General features: G+C 44.3%; 23 protein-coding genes and 1 tRNA gene. 11 read left to right on the top strand and 13 right to left on the bottom strand.

Annotation, left to right across the window (positions count from 1 at the left end; translation table 11 throughout):
* Nucleotides 1–17: 17 nt before the first annotated feature.
* The 9 genes from EO95_RS10585 to EO95_RS10545 form a co-directional block, all read right to left on the bottom strand.
* The gene (locus EO95_RS10585; RefSeq protein ID WP_235282967.1) at nt 18–881 is read right to left on the bottom strand and encodes a hypothetical protein; all 864 of its coding nucleotides are present in this window, start codon (nt 879–881) and stop codon (nt 18–20) included.
* Between the two features lie 369 nt (nt 882–1250).
* Nucleotides 1251–1433 carry a hypothetical protein gene (locus tag EO95_RS10580; RefSeq protein WP_048134616.1) on the bottom strand — a complete coding sequence of 61 codons (183 nt, stop codon included), beginning with the start codon at nt 1431–1433 and terminating at the stop codon, nt 1251–1253.
* Between the two features lie 261 nt (nt 1434–1694).
* Nucleotides 1695–1766, bottom strand: a tRNA-Arg gene (locus tag EO95_RS10575).
* A 226-nt stretch (nt 1767–1992) separates the two neighbouring features.
* Complete coding sequence (locus tag EO95_RS10570) at nt 1993–2535, bottom strand: nitroreductase (protein WP_048134614.1); 543 nt, start codon at nt 2533–2535, stop codon at nt 1993–1995.
* 302 nt (nt 2536–2837) lie between these two features.
* On the bottom strand, nt 2838–3866 hold the full coding sequence (ilvC, locus tag EO95_RS10565) for a ketol-acid reductoisomerase (RefSeq protein ID WP_268767903.1): 1029 nt from the start codon (nt 3864–3866) through the stop codon (nt 2838–2840).
* 338 nt (nt 3867–4204) lie between these two features.
* Entirely contained in the window at nt 4205–4690 is a 486-nt protein-coding gene (ilvN, locus tag EO95_RS10560) for an acetolactate synthase small subunit (protein ID WP_048134610.1), read from the bottom strand.
* A complete protein-coding gene (locus EO95_RS10555; RefSeq protein ID WP_048134608.1) occupies nt 4690–6384 on the bottom strand; it encodes an acetolactate synthase large subunit in 1695 nt (564 codons plus the stop codon). Before EO95_RS10555 ends, ilvN begins: the two co-directional genes overlap by 1 nt.
* A 311-nt stretch (nt 6385–6695) precedes the next feature.
* Nucleotides 6696–8186 (bottom strand): (R)-citramalate synthase, encoded by a 1491-nt coding sequence (locus EO95_RS10550; protein WP_200895036.1) that lies wholly within the window; start codon nt 8184–8186, stop codon nt 6696–6698.
* A gap of 501 nt (nt 8187–8687) precedes the next feature.
* Entirely contained in the window at nt 8688–9773 is a 1086-nt protein-coding gene (locus EO95_RS10545; protein WP_048134604.1) for a M42 family metallopeptidase, read from the bottom strand.
* A 426-nt stretch (nt 9774–10199) separates the two neighbouring features.
* Between EO95_RS10545 and EO95_RS10540 the strand changes: the two genes are divergently transcribed.
* Together EO95_RS10540 and EO95_RS10535 are read left to right on the top strand one after the other, a co-directional pair.
* The gene (locus tag EO95_RS10540) at nt 10200–10553 is read left to right on the top strand and encodes a prefoldin subunit beta (protein ID WP_048134602.1); all 354 of its coding nucleotides are present in this window, start codon (nt 10200–10202) and stop codon (nt 10551–10553) included.
* A gap of 170 nt (nt 10554–10723) precedes the next feature.
* Entirely contained in the window at nt 10724–11728 is a 1005-nt protein-coding gene (locus EO95_RS10535; RefSeq protein WP_048134600.1) for a bifunctional oligoribonuclease/PAP phosphatase NrnA, read from the top strand.
* A gap of 23 nt (nt 11729–11751) precedes the next feature.
* Here EO95_RS10535 and EO95_RS17635 read toward each other — a convergent pair whose 3' ends face one another.
* Nucleotides 11752–11931, bottom strand: a complete 180-nt coding sequence (locus EO95_RS17635; RefSeq protein ID WP_156164039.1) for a hypothetical protein — start codon at nt 11929–11931, stop codon at nt 11752–11754.
* A 380-nt stretch (nt 11932–12311) separates the two neighbouring features.
* Between EO95_RS17635 and EO95_RS10530 the strand changes: the two genes are divergently transcribed.
* The 4 genes from EO95_RS10530 (at nt 12312) to EO95_RS10515 (ending at nt 16413) form a co-directional block, all read left to right on the top strand.
* Nucleotides 12312–13616, top strand: coding sequence for a phenylacetate--CoA ligase family protein (locus EO95_RS10530; RefSeq protein ID WP_048134598.1), 1305 nt, complete (start codon nt 12312–12314; stop codon nt 13614–13616).
* Between the two features lie 372 nt (nt 13617–13988).
* Nucleotides 13989–14426, top strand: coding sequence for an ACT domain-containing protein (locus EO95_RS10525; RefSeq protein WP_048134675.1), 438 nt, complete (start codon nt 13989–13991; stop codon nt 14424–14426).
* A 632-nt stretch (nt 14427–15058) separates the two neighbouring features.
* Nucleotides 15059–15412, top strand: coding sequence for a DUF2103 domain-containing protein (locus tag EO95_RS10520; protein ID WP_048134673.1), 354 nt, complete (start codon nt 15059–15061; stop codon nt 15410–15412).
* Between the two features lie 23 nt (nt 15413–15435).
* Nucleotides 15436–16413 carry a methanogenesis marker 12 protein gene (locus EO95_RS10515; RefSeq protein WP_048134596.1) on the top strand — a complete coding sequence of 326 codons (978 nt, stop codon included), beginning with the start codon at nt 15436–15438 and terminating at the stop codon, nt 16411–16413.
* 33 nt (nt 16414–16446) lie between these two features.
* On the opposite strand, the gene EO95_RS10510 is transcribed toward EO95_RS10515, so the two are convergent.
* The 3 genes from EO95_RS10510 to EO95_RS10500 form a co-directional block, all read right to left on the bottom strand.
* On the bottom strand, nt 16447–17028 hold the full coding sequence (locus EO95_RS10510; protein ID WP_048134594.1) for a TIGR00288 family NYN domain-containing protein: 582 nt from the start codon (nt 17026–17028) through the stop codon (nt 16447–16449).
* 452 nt (nt 17029–17480) lie between these two features.
* Nucleotides 17481–17909 (bottom strand): hypothetical protein, encoded by a 429-nt coding sequence (locus tag EO95_RS10505; protein WP_235282966.1) that lies wholly within the window; start codon nt 17907–17909, stop codon nt 17481–17483.
* Nucleotides 17906–18589, bottom strand: a complete 684-nt coding sequence (locus EO95_RS10500; protein WP_048134590.1) for a rhomboid family intramembrane serine protease — start codon at nt 18587–18589, stop codon at nt 17906–17908. The genes EO95_RS10505 and EO95_RS10500 overlap by 4 nt, the downstream gene beginning before the upstream one ends.
* A gap of 1412 nt (nt 18590–20001) precedes the next feature.
* On the opposite strand from EO95_RS10500, the gene cdhA reads away from it, so the two are divergent.
* The 5 genes from cdhA to cdhD all read left to right on the top strand — a co-directional run bounded on the left by cdhA (nt 20002) and on the right by cdhD (nt 26749).
* Nucleotides 20002–22416 carry a CO dehydrogenase/acetyl-CoA synthase complex subunit alpha gene (gene cdhA, locus EO95_RS10490; RefSeq protein ID WP_048134586.1) on the top strand — a complete coding sequence of 805 codons (2415 nt, stop codon included), beginning with the start codon at nt 20002–20004 and terminating at the stop codon, nt 22414–22416.
* Nucleotides 22417–22418: 2 nt separating this feature from the next.
* Nucleotides 22419–22931 carry a CO dehydrogenase/acetyl-CoA synthase complex subunit epsilon gene (gene cdhB / locus EO95_RS10485; RefSeq protein ID WP_048134584.1) on the top strand — a complete coding sequence of 171 codons (513 nt, stop codon included), beginning with the start codon at nt 22419–22421 and terminating at the stop codon, nt 22929–22931.
* A gap of 24 nt (nt 22932–22955) precedes the next feature.
* Complete coding sequence (gene cdhC / locus EO95_RS10480) at nt 22956–24368, top strand: CO dehydrogenase/CO-methylating acetyl-CoA synthase complex subunit beta (protein ID WP_048134582.1); 1413 nt, start codon at nt 22956–22958, stop codon at nt 24366–24368.
* A 56-nt stretch (nt 24369–24424) separates the two neighbouring features.
* Nucleotides 24425–25186: a carbon monoxide dehydrogenase accessory protein CooC gene (locus EO95_RS10475; protein ID WP_048134580.1), complete on the top strand. Its 762-nt coding sequence runs from the start codon at nt 24425–24427 to the stop codon at nt 25184–25186.
* 249 nt (nt 25187–25435) lie between these two features.
* Nucleotides 25436–26749 carry a CO dehydrogenase/acetyl-CoA synthase subunit delta gene (gene cdhD / locus EO95_RS10470; protein WP_048134578.1) on the top strand — a complete coding sequence of 438 codons (1314 nt, stop codon included), beginning with the start codon at nt 25436–25438 and terminating at the stop codon, nt 26747–26749.
* The last annotated feature ends 3 nt before the right edge of the window (nt 26750–26752 follow it).

Raw genomic sequence — 26752 nt, 5'->3', positions numbered from 1 at the left:
ACGTTTTTTAACAAAGTTTAATAGTAATCAGAGACTTTGCTGAATTCTGCCTCTGCCTGAGAATAACGGCCTTTTTCCATATACCTGCAGCCAGCTTCAAGATGAGGCAAGTCTTTTTCAAGCTGTGTGAGAATTCCACAGATTTCAATCACCCCTACTGAAATTTCTGAATAATCAGAGTCTTTAAGAGTCTCCAAACTTTCCTTTGATTCGGATAACTTTACGGAAGAATCGGCAATCTCATCGGCGGCTTTATCCCATTCTTCAGTTTCGAGATATTCCCCTGCTTTAAATAAATGTTCAGATCCGTCCAGGAACGGGTACAGTCCATTTATCATCTGCCTAAGCTCCAGGCTCATTTTCTCGCTGGTTTCGAGATCTTCTCTTTGTACAGTGACGTAACTCTTCTGCTCTACAGGTACTGAATCAAGGTCTATAGAGAAAATTTTTTCTTTCGCCGAACCCAGATAAACAATAGAGTTGTTTAAAGCCTCACTTGCTTTGTCAAGCTCTTTTCTACTCAGGTCAATGTCCTCTGAATCCAAATGTGCTACAAACTTATCAAGATGTTCTGTGGCAAGAATTAGATTCTCAGAATAGCTAACAGCATCCAGTCCAGCCTCTGCAAAAATAACATCTCTTTCAATATCCTTAGTTTCCTCTTCGTAATCTGAAGAAGCGTTATTGAGAATTTTTAAAGCTTCTTCATAATCTACTCTTGCTGCCTTGAGATTATTCTTTGCAGAAGTATAGCTGCCTTCATCCATATCCGAAATTGCACTCTCAACTCTTAGATCAGCACTATAAATAAGTGAAGAAGAAGTATTGATTTCTTCAGCAGCTGAAACCTTGTTTTCCGTACATCCAGAAAAAGATGTCACCAGTATAAGACCCAGAAAAATTACCAGGAAAACTTTATTCAAAGGAAGTTTACTCCGTATATTCATCCTACCTCACATCCTTAAAATTATATTTACTCACCATTATATTTACTATAGAGAATCCAGTGTGTAGGGTAAAAACATTTCAGCAAAATTTTTGATAAAAGGGGACCTATGCACACGGATATGAAAAAATACTTAATTATTATGTCAACTGTACATGGACCCTAATAAACATTTTGATTTTTATTCTATTAATAAAAAATTAATTTAATAATACTAAAAGATGTCCAGGATTCAGAAAAAGATGGAAAGATCTGGTAACTAATAAAAGTTTATAGTTAATAAAGAAAAATAGGGAAATTGAAATCAAAGCTTCTCAAGAACCACTTTCAAAAGTACAACCAGGGCAACGATCAAAAACAGAGTCCAAACAAATGGCAGAAGAATGCGAAGCAGGAAATACAGTATTATCGCTACCAGAATTAACTGAACCAGAGAAAGTTTCCTTCTTCCTACACGCATGAAGCGACGATTAAATCCGTGAGCCATGTTATAAACCTTCCAGATATCTCTTTTTGTTTATACGTTTACTTCACATCTCTTTTTATATTTTTTGCCCGTGCTGGAGAACAGTTCCTGAAAAATTTCCATAATATTAAACTGAATGAAATTGAAATTATTAAGTGGAAAATAGAAATTTTTACGTGGAGAGCACAAAAAGTAAGATAGGAATTTAAAACCTGATGTTTTGCAATAAAAACCAAATATAAAGTTATAAATTTATAAAAGCTCAACAGGAAAATTAAGTAACAGGTCTGCTGGGAATCGAACCCAGGTTCGGAGCTCCGGAGGCTCCAGTGATATCCGCTACACCACAGACCTTCATTGTGAAAAAGTTATGATCGGTTGACTGACATATAAAGCTGAGATCAGTTACTGGCAACTGACTTATAAAGATGTGACCAGTTAACTTGCTGTCTATAGTGCTAAATAGCTTATAAATTTAATCCTCAATAAAACTATAAATATTCTTAGAGAAAGTTGATCAAAAATAAACTTTCTCCATGCTGCCTTAAAAACGCCCGAGTCTTATGTTGAATTCAGGATCTTATTCTTCCCATTTCTGCCCGTACCTGTCTTCAAACACAAGTTCAGAAAGGGCTTTCCGTGTAGAAGTTAGTTTTCCGGGAGCAGGCTCTCCGATAGCGAGAACAGCCATGAGTTCGAGTTTTGATGGGCAGTTCAGGATTGAATTAACCTTTTCATGCTGTTTCAGGATTTCCCCAAGCCAGACCGCGCCCAGGCCAAGTTCACAGCAGGCAAGTAGCATGTTCTGGATAGAAGCCCCTATTGCCTGGATATCTTTTGTCCTGTTGTACGAATTTTCGGAGTCTAAGAAAGCTGCAATAAGCAGGGGGGCTCCTGCCACGATGCTGGAATAATGCGTGCATTCCGAGAGCTTATGGATGGTTTCAGGGTTCCTGACAACTAAAAAGCGCCAGGGCTGGTTATTCAACCCGGAAGGAGCCCAACGACCTGCATTCAGGATTGTGTTGATTTCTTCCTTGCTGATGGGCCTGTCTGTAAACTCCCGGACACTCCGTCTGTTGAGGATAGTGTCAATGACTTTGCTTTCTCCTGTTACTGGCATATTATCTCTCCGGATTGAAGTTTCAATTTCAAATTTATGAACTTTCTGTTAAAAGATTAAAATCAAGTTATTAAACGTTACCGGCAAACAGTAAGGAATCACCCTCATGAAACCGATAAAAGATAGAAAGACACAATAATCGAAAAAATGTCCGGAAAAAAAGAAGCTGCCAGAATAAAATAAGTCCAGAAAAAAAATTCAGAAAAAATCCAGAAAAAAAATTCAGAAAAAATCCAGAAAAAAATAAGTCGGCCAGACCACCTAACTGGCCTGGCCTAAAACTGAAAAAAGAAACTTAAGGCTCAGTCGTCATCAATTTTCTTGTTGAGCCAGGGGATGTTTGCCCTGATTTCCTTGCCGACAATCTCAAGCGGGTGTTCCTTTTCCTGGTTTTCCATGGCTTTGAGCACAGGGTGGTTGACCATGCCTTCGAGGATGAATTCTTTTGCAAATTCCCCGTTCTGGATCCTTTCGAGAGCATCGTACATGGCTTCGCGGGATTCTTCGTTGATGACCCTCGGGCCAACGGTCATGCCGCCGTATTCTGCAGTGTTGGAGACGGAGTGCCACATTCTCTCAAGCCCGCCTTCGTAGATAAGGTCCACAATGAGTTTGACTTCATGGCAGGTTTCGAAATATGCCATTTCAGGCTGGTACCCGGCTTCCACAAGCACCTCAAAAGCTGTCTTTATAAGAGAGGCAATTCCTCCGCAAAGGTCAACCTGTTCTCCGAAAAGGTCGGTTTCGGTTTCTTCACGGAAGGTGGTCTCGTAAACTCCTGCCCTGGTTGCACCGATACCCTTGGCGTAGGAGATAGCAAGTTCCCTTGCCTTTCCGGTTGCGTCCTGGTAGACTGCAATCAGGCCCGGTACTCCGATGCCTTCTGTGTAAGTTCTCCTGACAATGTGCCCGGGACCTTTGGGGGCGACCATGAAAACGTCCACATCTTTTGGAGGCACTATCTGGTTGTAGTGGATATTGAAGCCGTGAGCAAAAACAAGGGCGTTGCCGGCTTTCAGGTTGGGCTCAATCTGAGAATAGTAAACAGAGGACTGCTTTTCGTCCGGAAGGAGGATCATGATAACGTCTGCAGCTTTTGCAGCGTCTTCAACAGTCATAACCTTCAGGCCATCAGACTCAGCTTTTGCCCAGCTGGAACTGCCTTTCCTGAGCCCCACAACGACATTGAGCCCCGATTCATGGAGGTTCCTTGCGTGTGCGTGACCCTGGCTTCCGTAGCCCATTATTGCGATTGTTTTATCTTTAAGTGCATCAAAGGTAGTTTCATTATCATAAATTATCGTTGCCATTACTAAATTCTCCTGGTTGATTTTTCGGATTAAATTTTTCTGATTGATTTTACGGATTAATTTTTTTGATTGATTTTACGGATTGATTTTTCTGATTGATTCTTTAATTATGTAATGAGAATTCCCTGCATTATTCGGGGAAGTGTTCAAATTTCGAACACACATACTTCCCTGAAATTAAACAAACTGATTTTCGAAAAGTTACTGTCTCTGGGTCTGAGCAGCCTTCTGAGATGTAGAGAGAGGCCGGAAACCCGGAAAGTTTCTAAGAAGACCTTTTGAATTAGAAAAGGCTTCCGGCTGCCCCAATCTGTGAAAAAATAATTGAGCAGCTACCTCTCTTTACCTGCCCTTAATATTTAAACCTTCTTTGACCCGCGCACCAGTGCAATCTTGCCTGTCCTGACCAGTTCCTTGATCCCGAACTGGCGGAGAAGTTTTTCAATTGCCTGGATCTTGCCTTCGTCCCCTGTAACTTCAACAGTCATGGACTTCGGAGCAACATCCACTATCCTGGCCCTGAAGATATTTGCAATCTGAATAATCTCTGCCCTTGTGTTCACATCGGCTGCGACCTTAATAAGGACAAGTTCCCGCTCAACCGCATCGTCACCTCCGATATCCGTGACCTTGATAACGTCTATGAGCTTGTTGAGCTGTTTTGTTACCTGTTCGACCACATGGTCATCCCCCTGAACCACAATAGTTATTCTCGAAATATCAGGGTCTTCAGTAACTCCCACAGCCAGGCTGTCGATATTATATCCACGCCTTGAGAACAGCGAAGCCACTCTGGAGAGCACACCGGACTTATTTTCCACAAGAACTGCAAGTGTGTGTTTCATCAGTGTTCCTCCATGTCAATGATCTCGTTAATTGCAGCTCCTGCCGGCACCATGGGGTAGACATTTGCTTCGCATTCAACAATCACGTCGACAACAGCAGGTCTGCCGGACCTGATAGCCTCTTCGATTGCAGGCCTGACTTCGGACGGCTTTTCTGCGCGCAGCCCGAGAGCTCCGTAGGCTTCAGCAAGCTTTACGAAGTCAACACTGCCCTTGATAAAGGTGTAGGAATACCTCTTGTCGTAGAAGAGTTCCTGCCACTGCCTGACCATACCCAGATAACCGTTGTTCAGGATCACGGTAACAACCGGGATATCGTTCTGGACCACAGTTGCGAGCTCCTGAGAGTTCATCTGGAAAGAACCGTCACCTGAAATATTGATAACGGTTTTATCCGGCCTGCCGACCTTGGCGCCCATGGCTGCAGGGAACCCGTATCCCATTGTGCCAAGCCCGCCTGACGTAAGGAAGGTACGAGGCGTACTGTATTTGAAGAACTGAGCCGCCCACATCTGGTGCTGTCCAACTTCCGTAACTATGATTGCGTCCTTGCAGGCTTCGGATATCTGCTCGATAACAAACTGAGGCATTATTACATCCGTAGACACCTGACTGTAGCCAAGAGGATATTCCTTTTTCCACTGATTTATCTTTTCAATCCATTCCGCGGAATTGCAGCGCTGGATATATTTAATCAGGGATTTAAGTACCTGTTTTGCATCCCCGACAATAGGGACATGCACCTTTACATTCTTGGAAATCTCAGCAGGATCAACATCAATATGGATAATCCTGGCGTTGGGGGCAAAAGACTCGAGTTTACCGGTCACGCGGTCGTCAAACCTTGCTCCCACGGCAATGATAAGATCGGACTCCTGAATTGCATAGTTTGCATATTTGCACCCGTGCATCCCCAGCATTCCGACATAGAGAGGATGTTCAGTCGGGATAGAGCTTATACCCATAAGAGTGGTAGTAACCGGAGCCATGATAGTCTCGGCAAGCTCAATGAGTTCTGCACTCGCGTTCGAACTTATTACTCCCCCTCCTGCGTAGATTATAGGCCTGCAGGAGTTTGCAATTTCTTCGGCGGCTCGTTTTATCTGCTGAGTATTACCCTTGTAAGTGGGCTTATAGCCTCTAAGCTCTACCTTGTCAGGATATTGTAAGTCAATCTCTATATTCTGTACATCCTTTGGAAGGTCAATTAATACCGGGCCAGGCCTTCCGGTGGATGCTATGTGGAAGGCTTCTTTCACAATCCTCGGGATTTCCTGTGGATCCTGTACGAGATAATTGTGCTTGGTAATTGGCTGAGTAATGCCCGTAATATCTGCTTCCTGGAAAGCATCGTTTCCGATAAGGGATCTTGGTACCTGGCCGGTTAAGGCTACAATTGGCACTGAGTCCATATATGCAGTAGCAATACCTGTTACCAGGTTGGTTGCTCCAGGGCCTGAAGTAGAAACACAGACCCCGGTCTTTCCAGTAGCACGAGCATACCCGTCCGCAGCATGAGCCGCTGCCTGTTCGTGGCGTACGAGTATGTGGCGCAGATCTGAATCATAGAGTTCGTTGTAGAAAGGAATGATCTGCCCTCCGGGGTATCCGAAGAGAGTGTCAACTCCTTCCTTTTCGAGGCACTTTATAAGAGCCTTTGCGCCGTTGACTTTTTCTGTTGACCCGGTTGTCATTATTTATCTCCTTATTTATTTCTTGAGATTTGGTCTAACTGGACACTCACATTTCAGGTGAGCACCTTTCCAGTTAGGGTGTGTTTATAAGAAATACTTTTTTATCTACCTTATCTCTCACACTCACACTTTTTTTATTGCGAATTCTGCAAATACATCATAATCAATCATGTTATATATGGTTGAGGGTTTCTCCGGGTATTAAGAGTGTCAGAGATCCCCAATTTCAAAAATTTCTTCAAACAGGAAAAAGAAGAGAGGACAGAAAAGTCCTCCTGAGAACCCTTTGAAGTTCCGCATCCTTTTATGATTTACTCTACCCGGATAAGGCGGTTCATCCCGTTCATTACGGCTTCTACAGAGGCCATGATAATGTCCGTTCTTGCTCCGCTTGCGGTAATTACCTTTCCGTTCTTGGAGAGTTTTACCCTTACCTCTACAAGGGCGTCAGTTCCGCCGGTAATTGAGTCTACATGGTACTCTTCAAGGATAATGTCTTCAGCACAGGAACTTACAGCTACTCGGATAGCATTGATCACAGCATCCACAGGTCCGTTTCCGATTCCAGCCTGTACGATAACTTTGTCTTTTACATTGAGCTTTATGGAAGCGGTTGGAGTTACCCGGTTTCCGGATACAATGGTGAACTCTTCTAATTTTACCAGAGGTTCCTTGTAAATATCAAGCACGGTTTCTGCGATGGTCTGCAGGTCAGCATCGGTTATATGTTTACCCTGATCACCCATCTGCTTGACTCTGTTGAAGATTTCTTCAGTCTGAGCCTCATCAGCCTCAAGCCCCGTTTCCTTTAAGGCAAGAGTAATAGAGCTCCGTCCAGCATGTTTACCAAGTACGATCTGGCGCTGCCGTCCGATATATTCGGGACTCATCGGCTCATAGGTTGCTTTGTCAGCCAGAAGCCCGTGCACATGAATTCCTGCTTCGTGAGTGAACGCATTTCCCCCTACAAGGGCTTTGTTAGGGGACACGGGAATTCCGGTCAGCCGGCTTACAAGCCTCGAAGTCCGGTATATCTGCTCATGCTTGATGCCGGTGTCATATTTATAGAGCCACTCCAGGTTCATTACAACTTCTTCAAGAGCAGCATTTCCAGCTCTTTCCCCTAAACCATTAATTGTCACATGTGCCTGCTTTGCTCCTGCAGCCAGCGCAGCAATTGTATTTGCAGTTGCTAAACCGAAGTCGTTGTGGCAGTGAATGCTTATAGGAGCTTTCAGGGAGGAAGACAGGTCCCGGAAAATCTCGGTGGTCTTTTCAGGCACCAGAAGCCCTACAGTATCACAGAAGCATAACCTGTCAGCTCCGGCGTCGATCCCGTCAGCATAAATGGCTTTTAAGAACTCAGGGTCTGCCCGCGAGGCATCTTCTCCACTCAACTCCACAATCAGGCCGTGGTCTTTAGCATACTCAGTGACCTCGGCTGCGATCTGCCTTACTGCATCCCGGTCCTTTTTGATTTTCGTCCTGATATGCAGGTCCGAAACCGGAGCTACAAGGTGGATTGAATCGACGTCGCATTCAAGAGCATGGTCAACATCCATTTTTACAATCCGGCAGTAGCTGCAGATTTCGGCATTGAGCCCTGCGTTCGCTACAGCCTTGATGGATTCCCTTTCACCTTCGGAAGTAATTGCAGAGCCTGCCTCGATTACAGAGACTTTCATCTCATCAAGGGCCCGGGCAATTAAGAGTTTCTTCTCTTTGGTCAGGGCTACGCCAGGTGTTTGTTCCCCATCTCTCAAAGTAGTATCAAGAAAGCGAATATTTTCGAATAATACAATCCCTCAGTTTTGGTGTTTATTGCAATAGATTAGTTCTGCACGACAGGACATAATATAACCATTTAATATAAACACTGTTTTATATTATTTGAGATTATTTTATCCTATTTTGCAAAACCCATTTTATTATATATTACAGATATGTATCTCAGAATCCCCGTTCTATCCGGGAATTTCCCCGAATTTATTCCCGGGCTCTCTGAAACTTCTCTTCAATAGGTAGACCATAGTATTTTTAGTTTCCAGTTAACAATACACCTTACTTATTAAAAAAGTAAAGGCCAGCACAGGTCAGAAGCTTTGCAGTCCAAAAACTGAAAAGAGAGAAAAATGGGATCCTGAAGGTATCTCGCAAATCTGCAGGACCAGCCAATAGCAGTTACTCCTGCGGAAATACCTTTGAAGATTACCCTTAAGAAAACTGTCCGTACAAGTTGCACTGCAGGAAAATGGTCCTGCTGTGCTCTTGGCAATTATTCTTAAAAAACTAAGAATGAGGATTTAGAAATATTTTTGGACATTTTCGATTGCCTTCACAATGAGGGAAACGCAAGCTTCTATATCTGCCGTATCCAGAACTTCCACTGGAGAGTGAATATAGCGTGTGGCTATGCTAACCGTACCTGTAGGAATGCCTTCTTTTGTGAGGTGTATTGACGTAGCATCAGTGGTGCCGCCAGAACCTACGCCCAGCTGATAGGGTATCTCATTTGTATCAGCGGTTTCCCGGAGCCATCTGAGAATCTGGGGATGAGCTATAAGACCCCTTCCCGAAGCGTCTGCCACAGTTATTACGGGTCCTTTTCCCAATTCAAGGGCTGAATCGGTCTTGCTGATACCCGGATGATCTCCCGGGATAGTTGTATCAAGGGCAAGGGCAACATTCGGACAGAGCCCGAAAGCACAGGTTTTTGCTCCTTTGAGCCCTACTTCTTCCTGAACCGTGCCCACGGCATAAACATTTGCTTCAATTTTACGTTTGTGGAGCTGTTTCATGACCTCAAGGAGAATTACAACTCCTGCGCGATTATCAAAAGCCTTGGAGGTAACCTTCCCGTTTGCCAGGGGTACGAATGCCCTGTCAATTGAAGCTGCGGTGCCGATCTCGATTCCCAGATTTCCGGCATCCTCCCTGTCTTTTGCCCCTATGTCGATAAACATATCCTCAAGTTTCACGGGTTTTTTCCGGTCCTCATCTTTCATTACATGAGGAGGTTTGGAACCTATAACTCCAGGGATGGCACCCTTTTTGCCGTGAACCACGACTCTCTGGTTCAGAAGAGTCTGGTCAAACCATCCCCCTATCCCGACAAAACGCAGGAATCCGTTATCATCGATATATCTGACCATTAACCCTATTTCGTCCATATGGGCAGCCAGCATTACAGAAGGCCCTTTTCCCTCTTTAACGGCAATGAGGTTCCCCATGACATCTTCCCGCATACTGTCAACATAGGGTTCGAGCTCTTTTTTAAACAGTTTCCGGACGTCACCTTCAAAACCGGAAATTCCGTGGGCGTTTGTGAACTTTTCGAGAAGAGATTTTATTTCGTCAAGGTTTCCGCCTTTTTCCATATTTGCTTCCATATAAGAAAATCTCCTGAATATTGGTTTAATCTGGAGTGTCAGTCTGAGTGCGCACATCTTAATTCTGGTGGATGCTTATTCAGTTTGAAGTGCACTCAATTGATTTGCTAAATAATCTGTTTAATATAATATATTATAAATGCCCATTTATGATTATCCTTTGCTGAAAGACTTTTGAGGCTTTTTAGTCGCCGTAGGTTTAACACATGTTTCGTGGCCGCGACCATGTTCGGCCCATAACTTTTCCACATGATCTTTTCTATATTAATTTAATTGTTCGGATGTCTTTATTTAAGTTAAACTTGTTGTTGAAGTTTTTGGCAGGAGCTTTTAAGCTACTTTCGGAGGGGGGATTATTTTCGGAAGCTGTAAGGACAGAAACATTAAAATCATTTCAGGTTTATTGAGGACTCAGGTGAAAATTATATGACTTCAGAATTACCTCCTCAAATCCAGAACCAGATAGCACAGCTTCAGCAGGTCCAGCAGCAAGTTCAGGCTCTGACCATGCAGAAATCTCAGATTGAAGCTATGCAGAAAGAGTCCAAAATGGCTCTTGACGAATTAGAACGACTGGCTGACGATGCGGTTGTCTACCGTAATGTCGGAGAACTGGTAATAAAAACAAGCAAAGAGGAGTCAGTTTCAAAACTTAAAGACAGAGAAGAAACCCTCTCACTCAGGCTTCAATCTATTTCCAGGCAGGAAGAAAGGCTCACTACCCGCTTCAAACAGCTTCAGGAGCAGATCCAGCAGGCTCTTGGACCCAGAGCACAATAACCTTTTATTTTTCTTTTGCGTAAATAGAATGCAGGACATAACTATAGCCATAATGGCTATAGTTATAAGATCTATAGCTCTAACGGCTATAGATAGAAATGGAGATTGTGCCGAAATCCCGGAACTCCGGGAATTTTGATACCTATAAAAAACGGTAGCCAGAGTGGACAATGCAAGTTGATGAAGCGGAGTTTTACAACCGGCTCCTTGACTATCGAAACATTTTATATTTGTGTCATCGGAATGCAGATCCGGATGCTGTTAGCAGTGCTTTTGCCCTTTCTGAGGCACTGGGAGGTACAGTAGGGCTCGTAGACGGTTGCAACCGTGTAGCTACCGTACTGATAGACAGGCTCGGAATAGAGGTAGTGGATAAGCCAGACCCTGCAAATTATGGTTTTGTTGTCGTGGTTGATACTTCGACAAAAGCGCAGCTAAACGATATCGAGCTGACCAGTTACTGCGTAATTGACCACCATACAACCACCGCCCTTACCGAGAATGCAGAATTTTACCTGCACCGGAACACGACCTCGACTGTAGAGATAGTATATGATATTTTGAAAGCAATGGGAGCCCCGATTAACCGAAGGGTAGGAATCGGTATGCTCACAGGAATCGTAACAGACACCGGGCATTTCAAGCACGCATCAGTTGATACTTTCCGAACAGTGGCGAAAATCATTGAGGCTAGCGGAGTTGAATACGGGGAAGTGCTTGACCTGATGGCTGCCACCCCACAGGATATCTCAATGCGCATAGCTATCCTGAAAGCAGCAAGCAGGGTTGAACTCGAGAGGGTAGGAAATATGCTTATAGCTACTTCTCACGTGAGTTCTTTCGGAGGCTCGGCATCTTCCATGCTTATTAACATCGGAGCTGATGTGGCTTTTGTTGGCACTACCAAAGGAGAAAGTGTCAGGGTAAGTGCAAGGGCAAAACGCGATGCTGTAAATGTCGGGGTTAACCTTGGCCAGCTGATGGAAGATATCAGTAATGAATATAATGGCACAGGAGGCGGACATTCAGGAGCTGCTGGAATAGATATAATCGCTAATATGGAAGAAGTGCTGCACAAATGCAGGGAAATGACAAAGAAAATCCTTGAAAATTCCCTTGGAACAACCTCAACAGAGATTTCTGAGGATGAAGTTGAAGTCAATGAAGATGAATAGATAATAAAAAGTGGTTAGAATAACTATAATTGTTCCCAATGCCTGAAAAATATTATTTTTCGGCATATGTTTCCAATTAAGTATATTTTTTCCAATTCAGCATATTTTCCCAATTCAGTATATTTTTCCAATTCAGCATATTTTCCCAATTCAGTATATTTTTCCAATTCAGTATATTTTTCCAATTCAGCATATTTTCCCAATTAAGTATATTTTTCCAATTCAGCATATTTTTCCATGTACCTTTTTTAATTTAATCTGAAAAATATATTTTTTTAGATTTGATAACAACAACTATTATTAATATGAGAATCCAACTTAATCTTCACATTATCATATCTACCGGAAGGTCGTATCCGCCCGAAAGTACCTCGATCTTCCTGAATGAAAAACCAGCGTCAACTACCCGCTAAATCTAAAGATTAAACGGGTTTCCTGCTGTGGGTTTATGAAATGAGAGATATCGTCGTTAAAGCATGACCTTAAAGGGGCATGAAATGAAAAATATACGCACGAGAAGGTCGAAAGAGACGCGACCTGAAAATGAAAGGTCTCAATATAAAGAACACAGAGCGTGAAAAAAATGCCAGAATACTGGGATCCTGAAATCGAGACAATGCCTGTAGATGATTTGAAAAAGTTGCAGGAAGAAAAACTGAAAAAACTCGTACATTACGTGTATGAGAACTCTCCATTTTACAGAAAAAGATTTGACGAACACGGCGTTCGCCCGGAAGACATCCGGACTCTCGAAGATATTAGAAAGTTACCTTTTACTTTTAAGCAGGATCTCAGAGATACATACCCTACCGGAATGTTTTGCGTCCCGAACTCAAAGCTCACCCGCTTCCACGCTTCCTCGGGCACAACGGGCAAACCGACGGTAGTCGGGTACACCCGCAAGGATATTGATGACTGGGCAGAGTCCCTGGCCAGGGCGTTCACATCCGTCGGGGTGGGGAAAGACGACATCCTCCAGGTAAGTTACGGGTACGGACTTTTTACAGGCGGACTCGGCGCCCACTATGGAAGTGAAAAAGTTGGAGCAACCGTCCTCCCTGCAAGTTCGGGAAACACCGAACGCCAGCTTGAACTCATAAAAGACCTTGGTACGACAACTATAGCCTGCACTCCTTCTTACTTTTTATACATGATTGAAACTGCAAGGAAAGAAGGCATCAGTATCAGGAACGATACAAAATTAAAGAAGGGATTTTTCGGGGCTGAACCCTGGTCTGAGGAACTCAAGAAACGAATAGAAGATGAATCAGGGATTAAAGCCTACGATATCTATGGAACTTCAGAACTCAGCGGCCCCCTCTTTACAGAATGTAAGGAACAGTGCGGCATCCATATCTGGGCAGACCTGTTCCTGGTAGAGATACTGAATCCCGAAACAGGAGAACCTGTTCCTGATGGAGAAACAGGGGAACTCGTAATCACCACCCTTGCAAAAGAAGCAAATCCCCTTATTCGCTACAAGATAAGGGACCTTACCAGAAAACTTTCGGAGCCCTGCAAATGTGGCAGGACCCACCCAAGGATCACACGTATCAGCGGGCGCTCAGACGATATGATTATCGTGCGCGGCATTAATGTATTCCCCGGACAGGTCGAGTCGGTTTTGATGAATATCCCTGAAGTAGGGAACCATTTCATGATTATAGTGGACAGGATAGGACCCCTCGACTCAATGAAGGTCCAGATCGAAATGCATGAGTCTGCCTTCAGCGACCGGATGTCGGACATGATGGCACTCAAAAAGAAAATCGCAGGCGCTTTAAAGAGCGTGCTGAACCTTGCAGTAGAGGTAGAGCTTGTGGAACATGGTTCTCTGCCGCGTTCGGAAGGGAAATCAAAGAAAGTCATCGATAAACGAAAGATCTGAAGTTTGAAATCTGAAAATTAAAAGGTCAAGAAATTTAAAATTCCAGAAAAAAGGAATGCCCGGGAAAAACTATAGAGTAATGCTTCCTTCCGGGGATTCCTAATTTCGGTTCCTTTTTTAAGCCCCTCTTTTAAATCCGGAACGGGTCTTTATACTGTTAAAACAATACATATGTAAACTTAAAATATACACAGAAACTTATATTATATTCTGAGAAAAATATTGAGAAAAGAAGGAACTGAAAAAGAAGGAACTGAAAAAGAAGGAACTGAAAAAGAAGGGACGGAAAAAAATTAAAAAATCTTAATTAATTCGATAGAAAAAAGAATAAAAGATGTAACAGAATACGGGATAAAAGGTATGGGTGCTGGAATGGAAGACAAAATTATAAAACAAATTTCCCTTTTTGCGGAAAACAAACCTGGCAGACTTGCAAGTGTGGCAAATAAATTGAAAAGCGCCGGCATAAATATAAGGGCGTTTACCATTGCCGAGTCCGGCGACTTCGGGATCATTCGCATGGTTGTGGACAGGTCAGACTATGCTCACAGTATACTCCATGATGCCGGGTTCACAGTTTCAGAAACCAGCGTTCTTGGAATCGAAATGGAAGACGTCCCCGGCAGCATGTCCCGGATTGCGGAAGTTTTCGGAGAAGCTAATATCAACCTTGATTATGCCTATGCTTTTGTCACCAGGGAACAGAAAGCCCTTCTTATAGTCCGGGTAAACGAGATTGAAAAGGCGGTAAAAACGCTGGAAGAGAACAATATAAAACTCATCGGCAAGAAGGAACTTGAAAAGATCTGATTTTGATCGTGCACCGGATTTTCCGGGAAGACAACTTTAAAGAAAAAACCAGGAAATAATCCAGAGCCCGACACATTATATTGATGTGCCGGAGCAATCTGGAAGTTCTCTTTTTACAGATTCTTGCCTGAGTGGCAATTGATATATATAGAAGATTTTGCAGCCAGGAGAGACTTGTAGCCGTAAGTATTTATAAGAGATTTTCTGAGCCTCTCCTGTGTAAATAAATATACATACAATAGATATACATCCAATACTCAGAATAGATATACATCCAATATTCGACAGGTCGATATAAAAAGTAAAACATTTTTCCGGATACTATTTTTGAAACTAGAAGATCTACTTTAAAATATTTGACAATGTGTACATATATTCGAGATCTCGGTTCAGAAATCAGTAAGAGATCGTGTATGGAATAACAGATATTGGAGATTGGTTTAAAAATATGGCAAAAAACGGCATCGGAAAAATATTCCAAAAATATAAAACACCTGCTGAATGCAGGATACCATTATAAATATAAAAAGAGCAAACAGAAAAAGACTTTTTTGAGAATAAAAAAGGCAATCCATACAACAGTAAACAGGGATTTGACCGACAAAAAAGTAAAGTCAGCCGGTTTGACTAAAATGACAGAGAATAAAAATAGCTTGCAGGAAAATACTCAAAACCTTTCAAAGAATAAACTTGGCGGATCTCATACTACAATTATTGGAGGGAGAGCTGGAAAAAAACTCATAAAGCTTGTAAGCCAGCATCCCGAAATAAAAAAAGTAATTCCGTCAGTAATTTCCGTAAAAGGTGTTGCAGGAGGAAAACTGGCTGGAAAAGTCCTGCGTACTGACGCCAGAGGGAACCTGAGGCTATTGCTATCAGAAGGGAGAAGTTTCCAGGAAGTCAGGCTGGTGACAACAGTTGGTACCGCTGATGAAGGGGACAGAATCATGAACGAATTAAATGAGATCTTAAAAAATGCCCTCTGAGGCGTTGAGGGAGAGGTTATTACTTGGCATTCATAGGGGTTGACCACGGAACAACAGCGATGCGTTTTGCACTTATTGAGGATGAAAAGGTTCTGACCTTTGAACTCGGAAGGGCTGAAGCGGCTGCAATGTCAGAAAACGAAATTCTGGAATCCATTGAAAAAGAGTTTGGAATCAAGATTGGAGACATCGACCTGATCGCTCTGACCTACTCTATGGGAGACGGCTTTTCTGCAATCAAGGACGTAAGGAAACTTGAAGGGAGAGGGCTTCAGAGTACCGAAGGTGCAGGAAAAAAGACAGGAGGAGGCACACGAGTATTTGATGCCGTCAGAAACTCCGGAATTCCGGCAATAGCAATTCCTGGCCTTCACGTGGGAAGTAAAGTAGATCCGAGAATGAAGGTCTTTTCCCATCTCACAAGCCCGGAAAAGCTTGGGATTGCATATCATATCCGGTGTCTTGGCTATGAAGACTTTGTAGTTTCCGATATAAGTTCTAACACTGTGACCCTTGCAGTTGCTTCAGGAAAAGTAATTGGTGCAATTGACGCCTGTATTTTTGCTCCGGGAGTTCACCACGGACCTCTGGACCTGCAGGCAATCAGGAACGTTGACGACGGGCGCCAGACAGCAAACCAGGCTTTTATAGAAGCAGGGACCCTGAAGATGACTCCATATAAAGACAGGGAAGAACTGCTCAATGCAGCCGAAAAAGGAGAAAACCCTGCCCTGCTTGCCCTTGATACGATAGCCCTTTTTGCAGCCATGGAAATCGCTTCGATGCAGCTTCTCATGAAAGACTATGGGGTTACTGGAGCAGTCTTTCTGGCAGGCTCGGTCGGGGAAGTAGAGTACGTACAGAAAAAGATCTGCACACACCTGGACCAGGAGTGCCGGAGCCTCGGGAAGTGGCACGCTGCAATCGGCTGTGCCGAGATAGCAAGGGACGTTTCTGCCGGAAAAAAACAGATCCTCGGGGTAGATGTCGATTATCCTTAAAGAGTGGAGAAAGGCTATCCTTAAAGAGAAGAATCAGGTCTTTTCCACAGATTCTTCATACTCTTCTTCATTATATTCTTCGAACTCCGAGGCTTCAAGTTTTCCCTCTTTGACTTCATCATCATAACCACTCATGCGATTTTTGCCCATGAGAATGACATAATCCGCAGAGTTCTTGAGCGCGGTGGAAAATCCGGGCTCAACCCCAAAGATAATGGTCTCTTTCCCATGCTCGTTTGCTTTGTTCAGGAGCGGTTTGAAATCCGCATCTCGGGTCACGATTGCAAGGGTATCTATGTTGGGGTTGTAGACCAGTTCCATGCCCTCCACTGCGAGGCGCACATCCACATCACTGGAACAGATGATGGGCTCAAGGCCATGGTTTTCAATAGCCTCGACAAGCTTGTCAGAGGCGTACTGGTTCAGGAAAACACGTCCAATCTTAATATTCCCGTAATCTTTCAGAACGTCCCTTATTTCCTCAAGATTTACATCAAACTCTTTTCTGAGGATATTCGGCCCATCCACCAGAAGTCCTATTTTCCTCCTGCCGACTTCTTTCTTAGTACGGAGGTATCTAGAAATGGAATCAAGTCCGCTTTTTACAGGCTTCATTATTAATGTCCTCTGTGATCCTTACAGTTTTACTCGACCTGCATCTTTTTACTTTTAATGCTCCCGATCATCGGGGAGAATTGATCTGAGGGCAGTAGAGATTCCAGCAGCCCTCTCATGTCAATCGGTACTGAGATTTTGCTTTAACCTTCGAAAGACCGCAGTTTTAGTGTTCATAGCCATGAGTTTACAACTATGGTTTATCAGGTTTAAAGCTTGATACCCGGCAGTTCGGGTAATAATCTGTTATATCTAAATATTTGCTTTTCTGTAGTAAAACATTTGCATACTTTGACAATTAAAGGTCTTAATTTTGCCTGATCTGAGAGATTGGACTAAAAACCTGATCTGCCCTGGAAAAGGTAAGGTATGAGATATAATTGTATGAGATATAATTAAACCTCTCAAAATTAAACGATCTAACTATAAAACACGATATATATTTTATATAATTATAATTTATCGGAAAAGGGGCCTTTTTTAACTTCCCGAATGATGTAAGGGGACTCCAGAAGTTCAAAGAGATTTTCAGTTTTTCTTCCCTTCTTCTGCCTGCTATACCGGATTTCTCCTGACTGCTGGAGGAAAACTTCATAGATCCTCATAAACTGCTCGAACTCCGACTCCGTAAGCTCTATTAACCCTTCTCTCCCCGCTAACCAGTCATAGACCTGCAGAAGGACAATTTCTCTTACTCTTTTTAGACCTTCTTCTTCAGGCTCTTCAGGTGCTTTTTCAAAGTAGAGAGTGTTTTTCAGCTTCGGAGACCAGGCTGCAAAAACCCGCCTGAAATTTAAAACCTGTATTGGAACTTTTTCCCCGGGGTCGGGCCTAGTATAATAATACCTGTCCTGAGAAAAAATCTCTCCTTCCAGACTCACCACCTGCCGGTATACCTCGATTTCAGATATTTTTCATGGATTTTCTTCATACGAAAACCCATGTAAAGCCCTACGAAGAGTCCGCTCAGGTGAGCTGTGTGGGCTATCATGTCCGACGAATTGACCATTAGAAAATCAAAAGCAGCAAACAGCAATAAGGCATGCTTTAAACGCATAGGGACAAAATACACATACACCCTTATATTTGGCTCAAGTACGGTAAGGGCTGCAAAAACCCCATAAATCGCTCCGCTAGCCCCAATCATAGAACCGGGGGAAATGTTGAAAATAGGCTGGCTTAAGAAAGTGTACCCTATTGCAGATAGAACCCCTGCAGTGAAAAAGATCCCCAGGAGTTGTTTATTCCCTACTCTTCTCTCGAGTGCAGTCCCGAAGAAATACAGGACGAGCATATTAAAAAAAAGATGCCATAATCCGTTGTGCAGGAAAATGTATGTGACAAGTGTCCATGGCCTTGTCAGTATAGAACCGGGGTCAAACTGAAAAGCACGTAGATAGAGCTCCCCTATGCTCGGAACCATTTTCAGAAGAACTACTTCCAGAAAGAAAGAAATTACGCACAGGAAAATAATTGCCATCGATGGGCTTGTAGAAACAGAACTTTTGATTCTGTCGGTTGTTCCGCCTCTAGACTCATATGGTGTATCACGGTTAAACATGTTCCAGTTACTCTTTATTTTAATCCAGTATAAAATTATTGAATAAAATCATCTGAATAATAAGGCAAGTTTTAAAAGGCAACTTAGAATGTCTCAAAGTGGATCAGGAAATGTTATTCAGATACAAGATGTTGTCCAAACACAAGAATATTATCCAAACATAAGCTCAGGAACAAATAACAGGTACGTAAATTGATCCATAGCAAGGTTCATAGCCTGAAAAAGCTGCCGTAAGAGAATCTCATACTTTAAGCCGATTCCAAAAATTCATGTTATAAATTTAGAAGTTCTTACATTTTGAATCCTGTACTTTAAATCTCAAATATTGAAAAACCCGATAAGCAAAGTGATTAACTGCAAATTTCAGAAAATCAAATTGATTGGTTTTGACCCCCAACTTTGGAAACAAGCAATCTTGAATCTCGAACTTTTTTAATGTAATAATGTAATGGTATGATTCCATGATATTAATAGTATCAGGCTTCCAGAAGCAAGTCCAGAACTATTTTTAAATAAGGATGAATATTATTTAAATCAAAAAATTTATTGAGAAATATTCAAATGTGAGAATCATATTTATTCCTTTCCTGAAAAAAATCATGAAAACGGTTTACAGCGTTTACTGTGTAAATTGGTTTAGGGAACGTACCGATATAAATAAGTTTTGATATTTTCATAAGAAAAAAAAGTATAATAAATATAATTATTATTATGAATATTAGATTAAAGATGGTATGGAATAATTTGAATTTTATTTTTGCGAAATTAGATATTCAAGTAAGAAGAATCTTTAAAATTATTTGTTGCTAGTATGAATAAAAGAAATAAATAATAACAAATATTAAAATCAATGGAAAAAAATATTGAGGCTCAAGAATATTAAATCAAAAAACCAATATCAGAAGGCATTGAATACATTTCCTACATTACAGATCTTCTGGCGTTTTATTTGAAAGTGTGCGTCTCTTCATTCCATTTTACCCTACTCGAAATAGGGTGTTACAAATTAGAAAATGTTATATAGATTTGGTACATTTAGACTTTTAATTAGTGTTCATTATCCATCGGTAGCGACCTCTGCTCAAGATTTAGGTCTAAATCGTTGGTAAAAACGGTTTTTTTGAGACATAGGGCGTAAAAAGGGATTTGGAAGAGAGATTAGGCCCTAAAAACGACTTTTACAAGAAAATATTCCCTATAAAAACGTTTTTATTTGAAAAAACGTTGGTAAAGCAATAAATGTTCGAATATAGAGCTAAGAACGTTTTACCAGAGAACGTCATTTAAATGGTTGTAACTTTAAAGCATACGGCAAGATATATAATGTATAATCATTAAGAATGTGCCGTATATAAGAATTACAATCGTCTTGGCGAAGTCGACTTTAAACAAATTTAGGAGGTAAAGCTCAGATGAGCAAACTAACTACCGGGAGTTTTTCTATAGAAGATCTGGAATCCGTTCAGATCACTATTAACAACATTGTAGGGGCAGCAAAGGAGGCTGCTGAAGAAGCAAAAGAACTCGGTCCGATGGGTCCGACTCCGTTTCCTGGGATCGCAACTTTAAGGGACTGGAGTTTTACGCTATTCGACCGTTACGAACCAGTGTACACCCCTATGTGTGACCAGTGTTGCTACTGTACCTTCGGACCGTGCAACCTGGAAGGGAACAAGAGAGGTGCCTGTGGTATCGACATGAAAGGACAGGCTGCAAGGGAATTTTTCCTCCGCTGCATCACCGGGTGTGCCTGTCACAGCGCCCACGGCCGTCACCTACTCAACCACATCATCGAACTCTTTGGGGAAGAAATGCCCATCAACATGGGTGCATCAAACGTCATTGCCCCCAACATCCAGCTTGTTACAGGAAGGCAGCCCAAGACCCTTGGAGACCTCAAACCCATAATGGAATATGTTGAAGAAGAACTGGGCCAGCTGCTTGCAACCATCCACGCAGGCCAGGAAGGAGCAGCAATCGACTACGACAACAAGTCAATGCTTGCAGGTATTCTGGACCACGTGGGAATGGAAGTTTCCGATATCGCTCAGGTCACAGCCCTTGGATTCCCGAAGTCCGACCCTGATGTACCCCTTGTGGAAGTCGGTATGGGAACAATTGACCCCAAGAAGCCCGTTATCATTGCAATCGGGCACAACGTTGCCGGGGTTACCTACATCATGGACTACATGGAAGACAACGACCTGACCGACAAGATGGAAATCGGAGGTCTCTGCTGTACCGCATTCGACATGACCAGGTACAAGAGAGAAGACCGCCAGGCCCCCTATGCAAAGATTGTCGGTTCCCTTGCAAAGGAACTCAAGATCGTCCGTTCCGGAATTCCTGATGTAATCGTCCTTGACGAACAGTGTGTAAGAGCTGACCTCGTCCAGGAAGGCCAGAAACTCAAGATCCCCGTCATTGCATCCAACGACAAGATCATGTACGGCCTGCCTGACAGGACTAATGATGATGTTGATGCGATCATCGAGGACATCAAGTCAGGAGCAATCCCGGGTTGTGTGATGCTGGACTATGAGAAGCTCGGAGAGCTCGTACCCAGGATTGCCATGGAAATGGCTCCGATCCGCGATGCCGCAGGCTTAACCGCTATCCCCTCCGACGAAGAAATGAAAGCACTTGTCGGCAAGTGTGCGGAGTGTGGCGAATGTAAGATCGCATGTCCTGAGGAACTGGACATTCCGGAAGCAATGGCAGCAGCCAAGGAAGGGGACCTCAATGCACTTGAAGCCCTGCACGACATCTGTGTCGGATGCCGCAGGTGTGAACAGGTCTGCAATAAGGACATCCCGATACTTGATGTGATCGAGAAAGCCGCCATGAAGGCCATCTCCGAAGAGAAAGGTCTGGTAAGAGCCGGAAGAGGTCAGGTAAGTGACGCAGAAATCAGGGCAGAAGGTCTGAACCTGGTTATGGGTACCACCCCTGGTGTCATCGCAATCATCGGCTGTGCCAACTATCCGGCAGGTTCCAAAGACGTCTACAACATCGCAGAAGAATTCCTCAAGAGGAACTACCTCCTTGTAGTGTCCGGATGTTCAGCAATGGATATTGGTATGTACAAGGATGAGGACGGAAAGACTCTCTATGAGAGGTACCCCGGCAGGTTCGAAAAAGGAAACATCCTTAACACCGGATCCTGTGTTTCGAACTCTCACATCTCAGGTACAGTCCACAAGGTCGCTGCAATATTCGCAGGCAGGAACCTTTCAGGCAACCTGGCAGAAATTGCTGACTACTCCCTGACCCGTGTAGGTGCAGTCGGGCTTGCATGGGGTGCATACTCCCAGAAAGCAGCCGCTATCGGTACCGGGTGCAACATGTACGGTATCCCGGCAGTGCTCGGCCCGCACAGCTCCAAGTACAGGAGAGCCCTGATTGCCAAGAACTACGACGAGTCCAGGTGGAAAGTCTACGACGGTAGGAACGGACAGGAAATGGCAATCCCGCCAGCACCCGAATTCCTTATAACCACCGCAGAGACCTGGCAGGAAACCTGCGTAATACTGGCAAAGAACTGCATCCGCCCGTCCGACAACAACATGGGCAGGTCCATCAAGTTGACCCACTGGATGGAACTCAGCGAGAAGTACCTCGGTATCATGCCCGAAGACTGGTGGAAGTATGTCAGGCACGAAGCCGACCTCCCGCTCTCCAAGCGTGAAGAGCTCCTCAAGAAGCTCGAAGCCGAGCACGGATGGGAGATCGACTGGAAGAAGAAGAAAATCATTTCCGGCCCGGCAATCAAGTTCGATGTCTCCGCACAGCCAACTAACCTCAAGAGACTTTGCAAGGAGGCCTGAAAATGGTAGACACTACAAAGAACACAAAGCTGTTTACCACCTACGGTGTAAAGACCTCAAAAGCTATCACCACTGAAATTGCAGCCAAGTTGATTTCAAAGGCAAAGAGGCCACTATTCGTAATCGGGACCGCAGGCCTCACCCCCGAAGTCCTGGACCGCGCAGTTAAGATCGCAAAGGCAGCCAACCTGCCCATAGCCGCAACCGGCAGCTCAATGCTTGGATTTGTGGGCAAGGACGTGGATGCCAAGTACATCAACGTGCACCAGCTTGGTTTCTACTTAACGGACCCCAACTGGCCCGGACTCGACGGCAAAGGGAACTATGACACAATCATTACTCTGGGCCACTACAAGTACTACATCAACCAGGTACTGACTGCAACCAAGAATTTTACCAACGTAAAATCAATTTCAATCGACAAAAACTACATCCAGAACGCAACAATGTCCTTTGGGAACCTGAGCAGGGAAGACCACATTGCCGCACTGGACGAGGTAATTGACCTTTTATAAATTTGAATTAGGAGGCAACATATAATGGCAGAAGAATTCCCATTTGAGATCTCCCCAATGTTCGAAGGAGAAAGAGTAAGAAAAGAAGGCATGTTTGTTGAACTCGGAGGCCCGAAGTCCGTCGGTCTGGAACTTGTCCGAGCAGCGCCCATGGATGAAATTGAGGACGACAAAGTAACAATTATCGGTCCCGACCTCAAGCAGCTGGAAGAAGGCAAGACCTATCCCTGGGCAATGATCTTTAACATTGGCGGAGAACTTGTCGAGCCTGACCTCGAATCTGTCGTAGAAAGGCGTGTCCACGACTTCATCAACTACTGCCAGGGCATTATGCACCTGAACCAGAGATATGATGTCTGGATGAGGATTTCCAAGGACACAGCCGGGAAGATGGACTCCTTTGAGCCCTTCGGAAAAGCTGTAATGATGCTCTTCAAGAGCGAACTGCCCTTTATTGAGAAGATGCAGGTGACCTTCTACACCGACCAGGCCGAAGTCGAGAAGAAACTCGCAGAAGCAAAGGATATCTTCAAGGCAAGAGACGCAAGGACAAAAGACCTGCACGATGAAGATGTGGATGTCTTCTACGGATGCACACTCTGCCAGTCCTTTGCTCCGACCAACGTCTGTGTGGTTTCCCCGGACAGAGTTTCCCTCTGCGGTGCAATCAACTGGTTCGACGGCCGTGCAGCAGCAAAGGTAGACCCCGAAGGCCCACAGTTCTCAATTGACAAGGGCGAGGTCCTTGACTCCAAGACAGGAGAATACTCCGGTGTAAACGAAATTGCCAAGAAACTGTCCAGCGGCGAATTCGACAAGATAAAACTCCACTCCTTCTTTGACTCCCCGCACACATCCTGTGGCTGCTTCGAAGTAGTCGGGTTCTATATCCCTGAAGTAGACGGTATTGGCTGGGTAGACAGAGAATACCAGGGAATGGCCCCGAACGGTATCGGATTCTCCACAATGGCCGGTCAGACCGGCGGCGGAAAGCAGATTGTAGGTTTCCTCGGTGTAGGCATCAACTACTTCTACTCCCCCAAGTTCATCCAGGCCGATGGTGGCTGGAACAGAGTAGTGTGGCTACCTGCCAAATTCAAAGACAAAATCACCGATGCAATCCCTGCTGACATAAAGGAAAAGATCGCAACCGAGAACGATGCAAGTGACATTCAGTCCCTGAAAGCCTTCCTCCAGGATAAGAGCCACCCGGTCGTTGCCAACTGGGCAGCAGCTGAAGAAGAGGAAGAAGAAGAGGAAGAAGAAGAGGAAGTAGCAGTTGCAGCCGCTCCAATGATGATGCCTGCAGCCGGCTTCCAGATGCCTGCAATGCCAATGATGTCCGGCGGTTCAGGTAGCGGAATAAAGCTGACCTTCAAGAACGCAAAGATCACCATTGACAGGATGATCATCAGCGAGAAGAAGGAAAAGAAATAACTGAGTGACGACAGGCTATTGCCTAAAACAGAAAAACAATCCAAAAGGGGTATGCTGTGACTAAAGTAATTGCAATAACGGGAAAAGGTGGAACAGGTAAAACAGCGGTAGCGGCTCTTCTGATCCGCTACCTTTCCAAAAACGGGAAGTTTACACTGGCAGTTGATGCAGACGCAGATACTAACCTGCCTGAGACCCTTGGCTGTGAAAACGTAAAAACAATCGGGGATGCAAAGGAGTTCCTGCAGGCTGAAATCACAAAACCGAGGCCTGATAACCCCGATATGAACAAGGAATCGGTACTCAAAAGTAAAGTATATGAGATCATTGAAGAAATGCCGGGATACGACCTGCTGGTAATGGGCAGGCCCGAAGGTTCAGGCTGCTACTGCTATGTAAACAACCTCCTCCGTGGCATCATGGACAAACTGATCGTGAATTATGATGTAGTTGTAATTGATGCGGAAGCCGGGCTTGAGCATTTCAGCAGGAAAATTATCCGGGACATTGATGATCTTATTGTTGTAACTGACGCCTCACGCAGGGGATTCAGGACTGCAGAAAGGATTCGTGAACTTGTGAGTGAACTGGATTCAAATGTTGGCAAAATTCACGTTATTGCAAACAAAGTTACAGATGCAAACCGCGAAGAGCTCGTGAAACTGGCAGGGGACCTGAAACTTAACCTGATAGGTGTGATACCTCTCGACCCGAAAATAGAGGAAATGGACATAAAAGGTATACCTCTCTTTGAAATCCCGGATGATTCGGTTGCTGCAGTAGAAGTAGAAAAAATAGTACAAAGACTGGGGTTCTGACCCCAGCTTCCTTTTGAACCTGTGGATTATGCAGATAACCGTACCGGAAAAAGAGAACAGGAAACAATGTCCGGTTTAAGAGCTTGAAACGGCATTTAGAATAATCAGAATAACGGAACAGGATTCATTCCTGTTCCGGTCCCTGTTCCTATAAAAGGGAAAAACATCTGGAAACACGTCCTGTATTATATTCTTTATTATAAAGTCACTCACAAAAACGGAAAAAATTACGGAAACGGTGAGGTTTACATGGCAAAGAAAATGAAGTTATCAGATATAACAAACATGTTCGCGGGAATGGATGTAGAAGCCCTCGAAGGTGTGACTATCGAAGGGGACATTGAGATTGATCTCGGTGGACTCGGAGGCGGCTTTGACCCGATGCTTGCAGCAGCTCTCGGGCAGGAGAGTGCAGTACTTGCCCAGCACTTCGCAAGAATCGCCGGTATGTTTGGATATCCAGTAGGCTTTGGTGCACAGGCAGCAGCTCCCGCAGTTTCCCCTGCTCTGGCAGCTCCGAAACTCAAGGATATCATCTCTGCAAAGTTTGATGTTGCTAATATCGCAGAATGGACAACTCAGATTCAGGAAGTACCCATAGGCAACACATCTGCAGACGGCGGAAGCCGTGGAAAGCAGGTAATGCTGGGTGGCGAAAAAGCTCTTCCGTTCTTCTTTGATGCTCCAATGCCGAACAGGAACCAGGTCACAATCGATGTGTTCGACATGAGGATAGGGCTTGCAAAAGCTGTCAAGGAGAACTACGATGAGGTCATGGACAGCCCTGGAGAATGGGCAAAGAAGAACGTTGAAAAGTTCAACGCCGACATGATCACCATCCACCTGATTTCAACTGACCCGCTCATTAAAGACACTTCCCCCAAGGATGCAGCCAAGACCGTTGAAGAAGTCCTGCAGGCCGTTGATGTGCCAATAGCCATTGGTGGATCAGGGAACCCACAGAAAGACCCAGAAGTCCTGGCAAAAGCAGCAGAAGTTGCAGAAGGCGAGCGCTGTCTCCTTGCATCTGCAAGCCTGAACCTGGACTACGCTGCAATTGCAGAAGCCGCATTAAAATACGACCACGATGTGCTTTCCTGGACACAGCTGGACATGAATGCCCAGAAGGAACTGAACAGGAAACTCATGAAGCAGTGCAATGTGCCCAGAGACAGGATCATAATGGACCCAACCACTGCAGCCCTGGGGTATGGTCTCGACTATGCTTACACCAACATGGAGCGTATCAGACTTGCAGCACTTATGGGTGATGACGAACTGACCTTCCCGATGTCCTCAGGTACCACCAACGCATGGGGTGCCCGTGAGTCCTGGATGGTTAGCTCGCCATTGGGACAGGACTCGGACTGGGGCCCAAGAGAGTACAGAGGACCTATATGGGAAATCGTCACAGGGCTGTCCCTTGCACTTGCAGGAAACGACCTGTTCATGATGATGCACCCAACCTCGGTAGCTGTTCTGAAGCAGATAACCCAGACCCTCTTTGGCTCAATTGAGGCAGAGCCTGTGGACATTGCCAACTGGATCGGAGCGGAGGTGTAAAAA

The organism is Methanosarcina sp. 1.H.T.1A.1 (assembly GCF_000979295.1).
Lineage (GTDB): Archaea > Halobacteriota > Methanosarcinia > Methanosarcinales > Methanosarcinaceae > Methanosarcina.
This window is presented reverse-complemented; position numbering and strand designations above follow the sequence as displayed.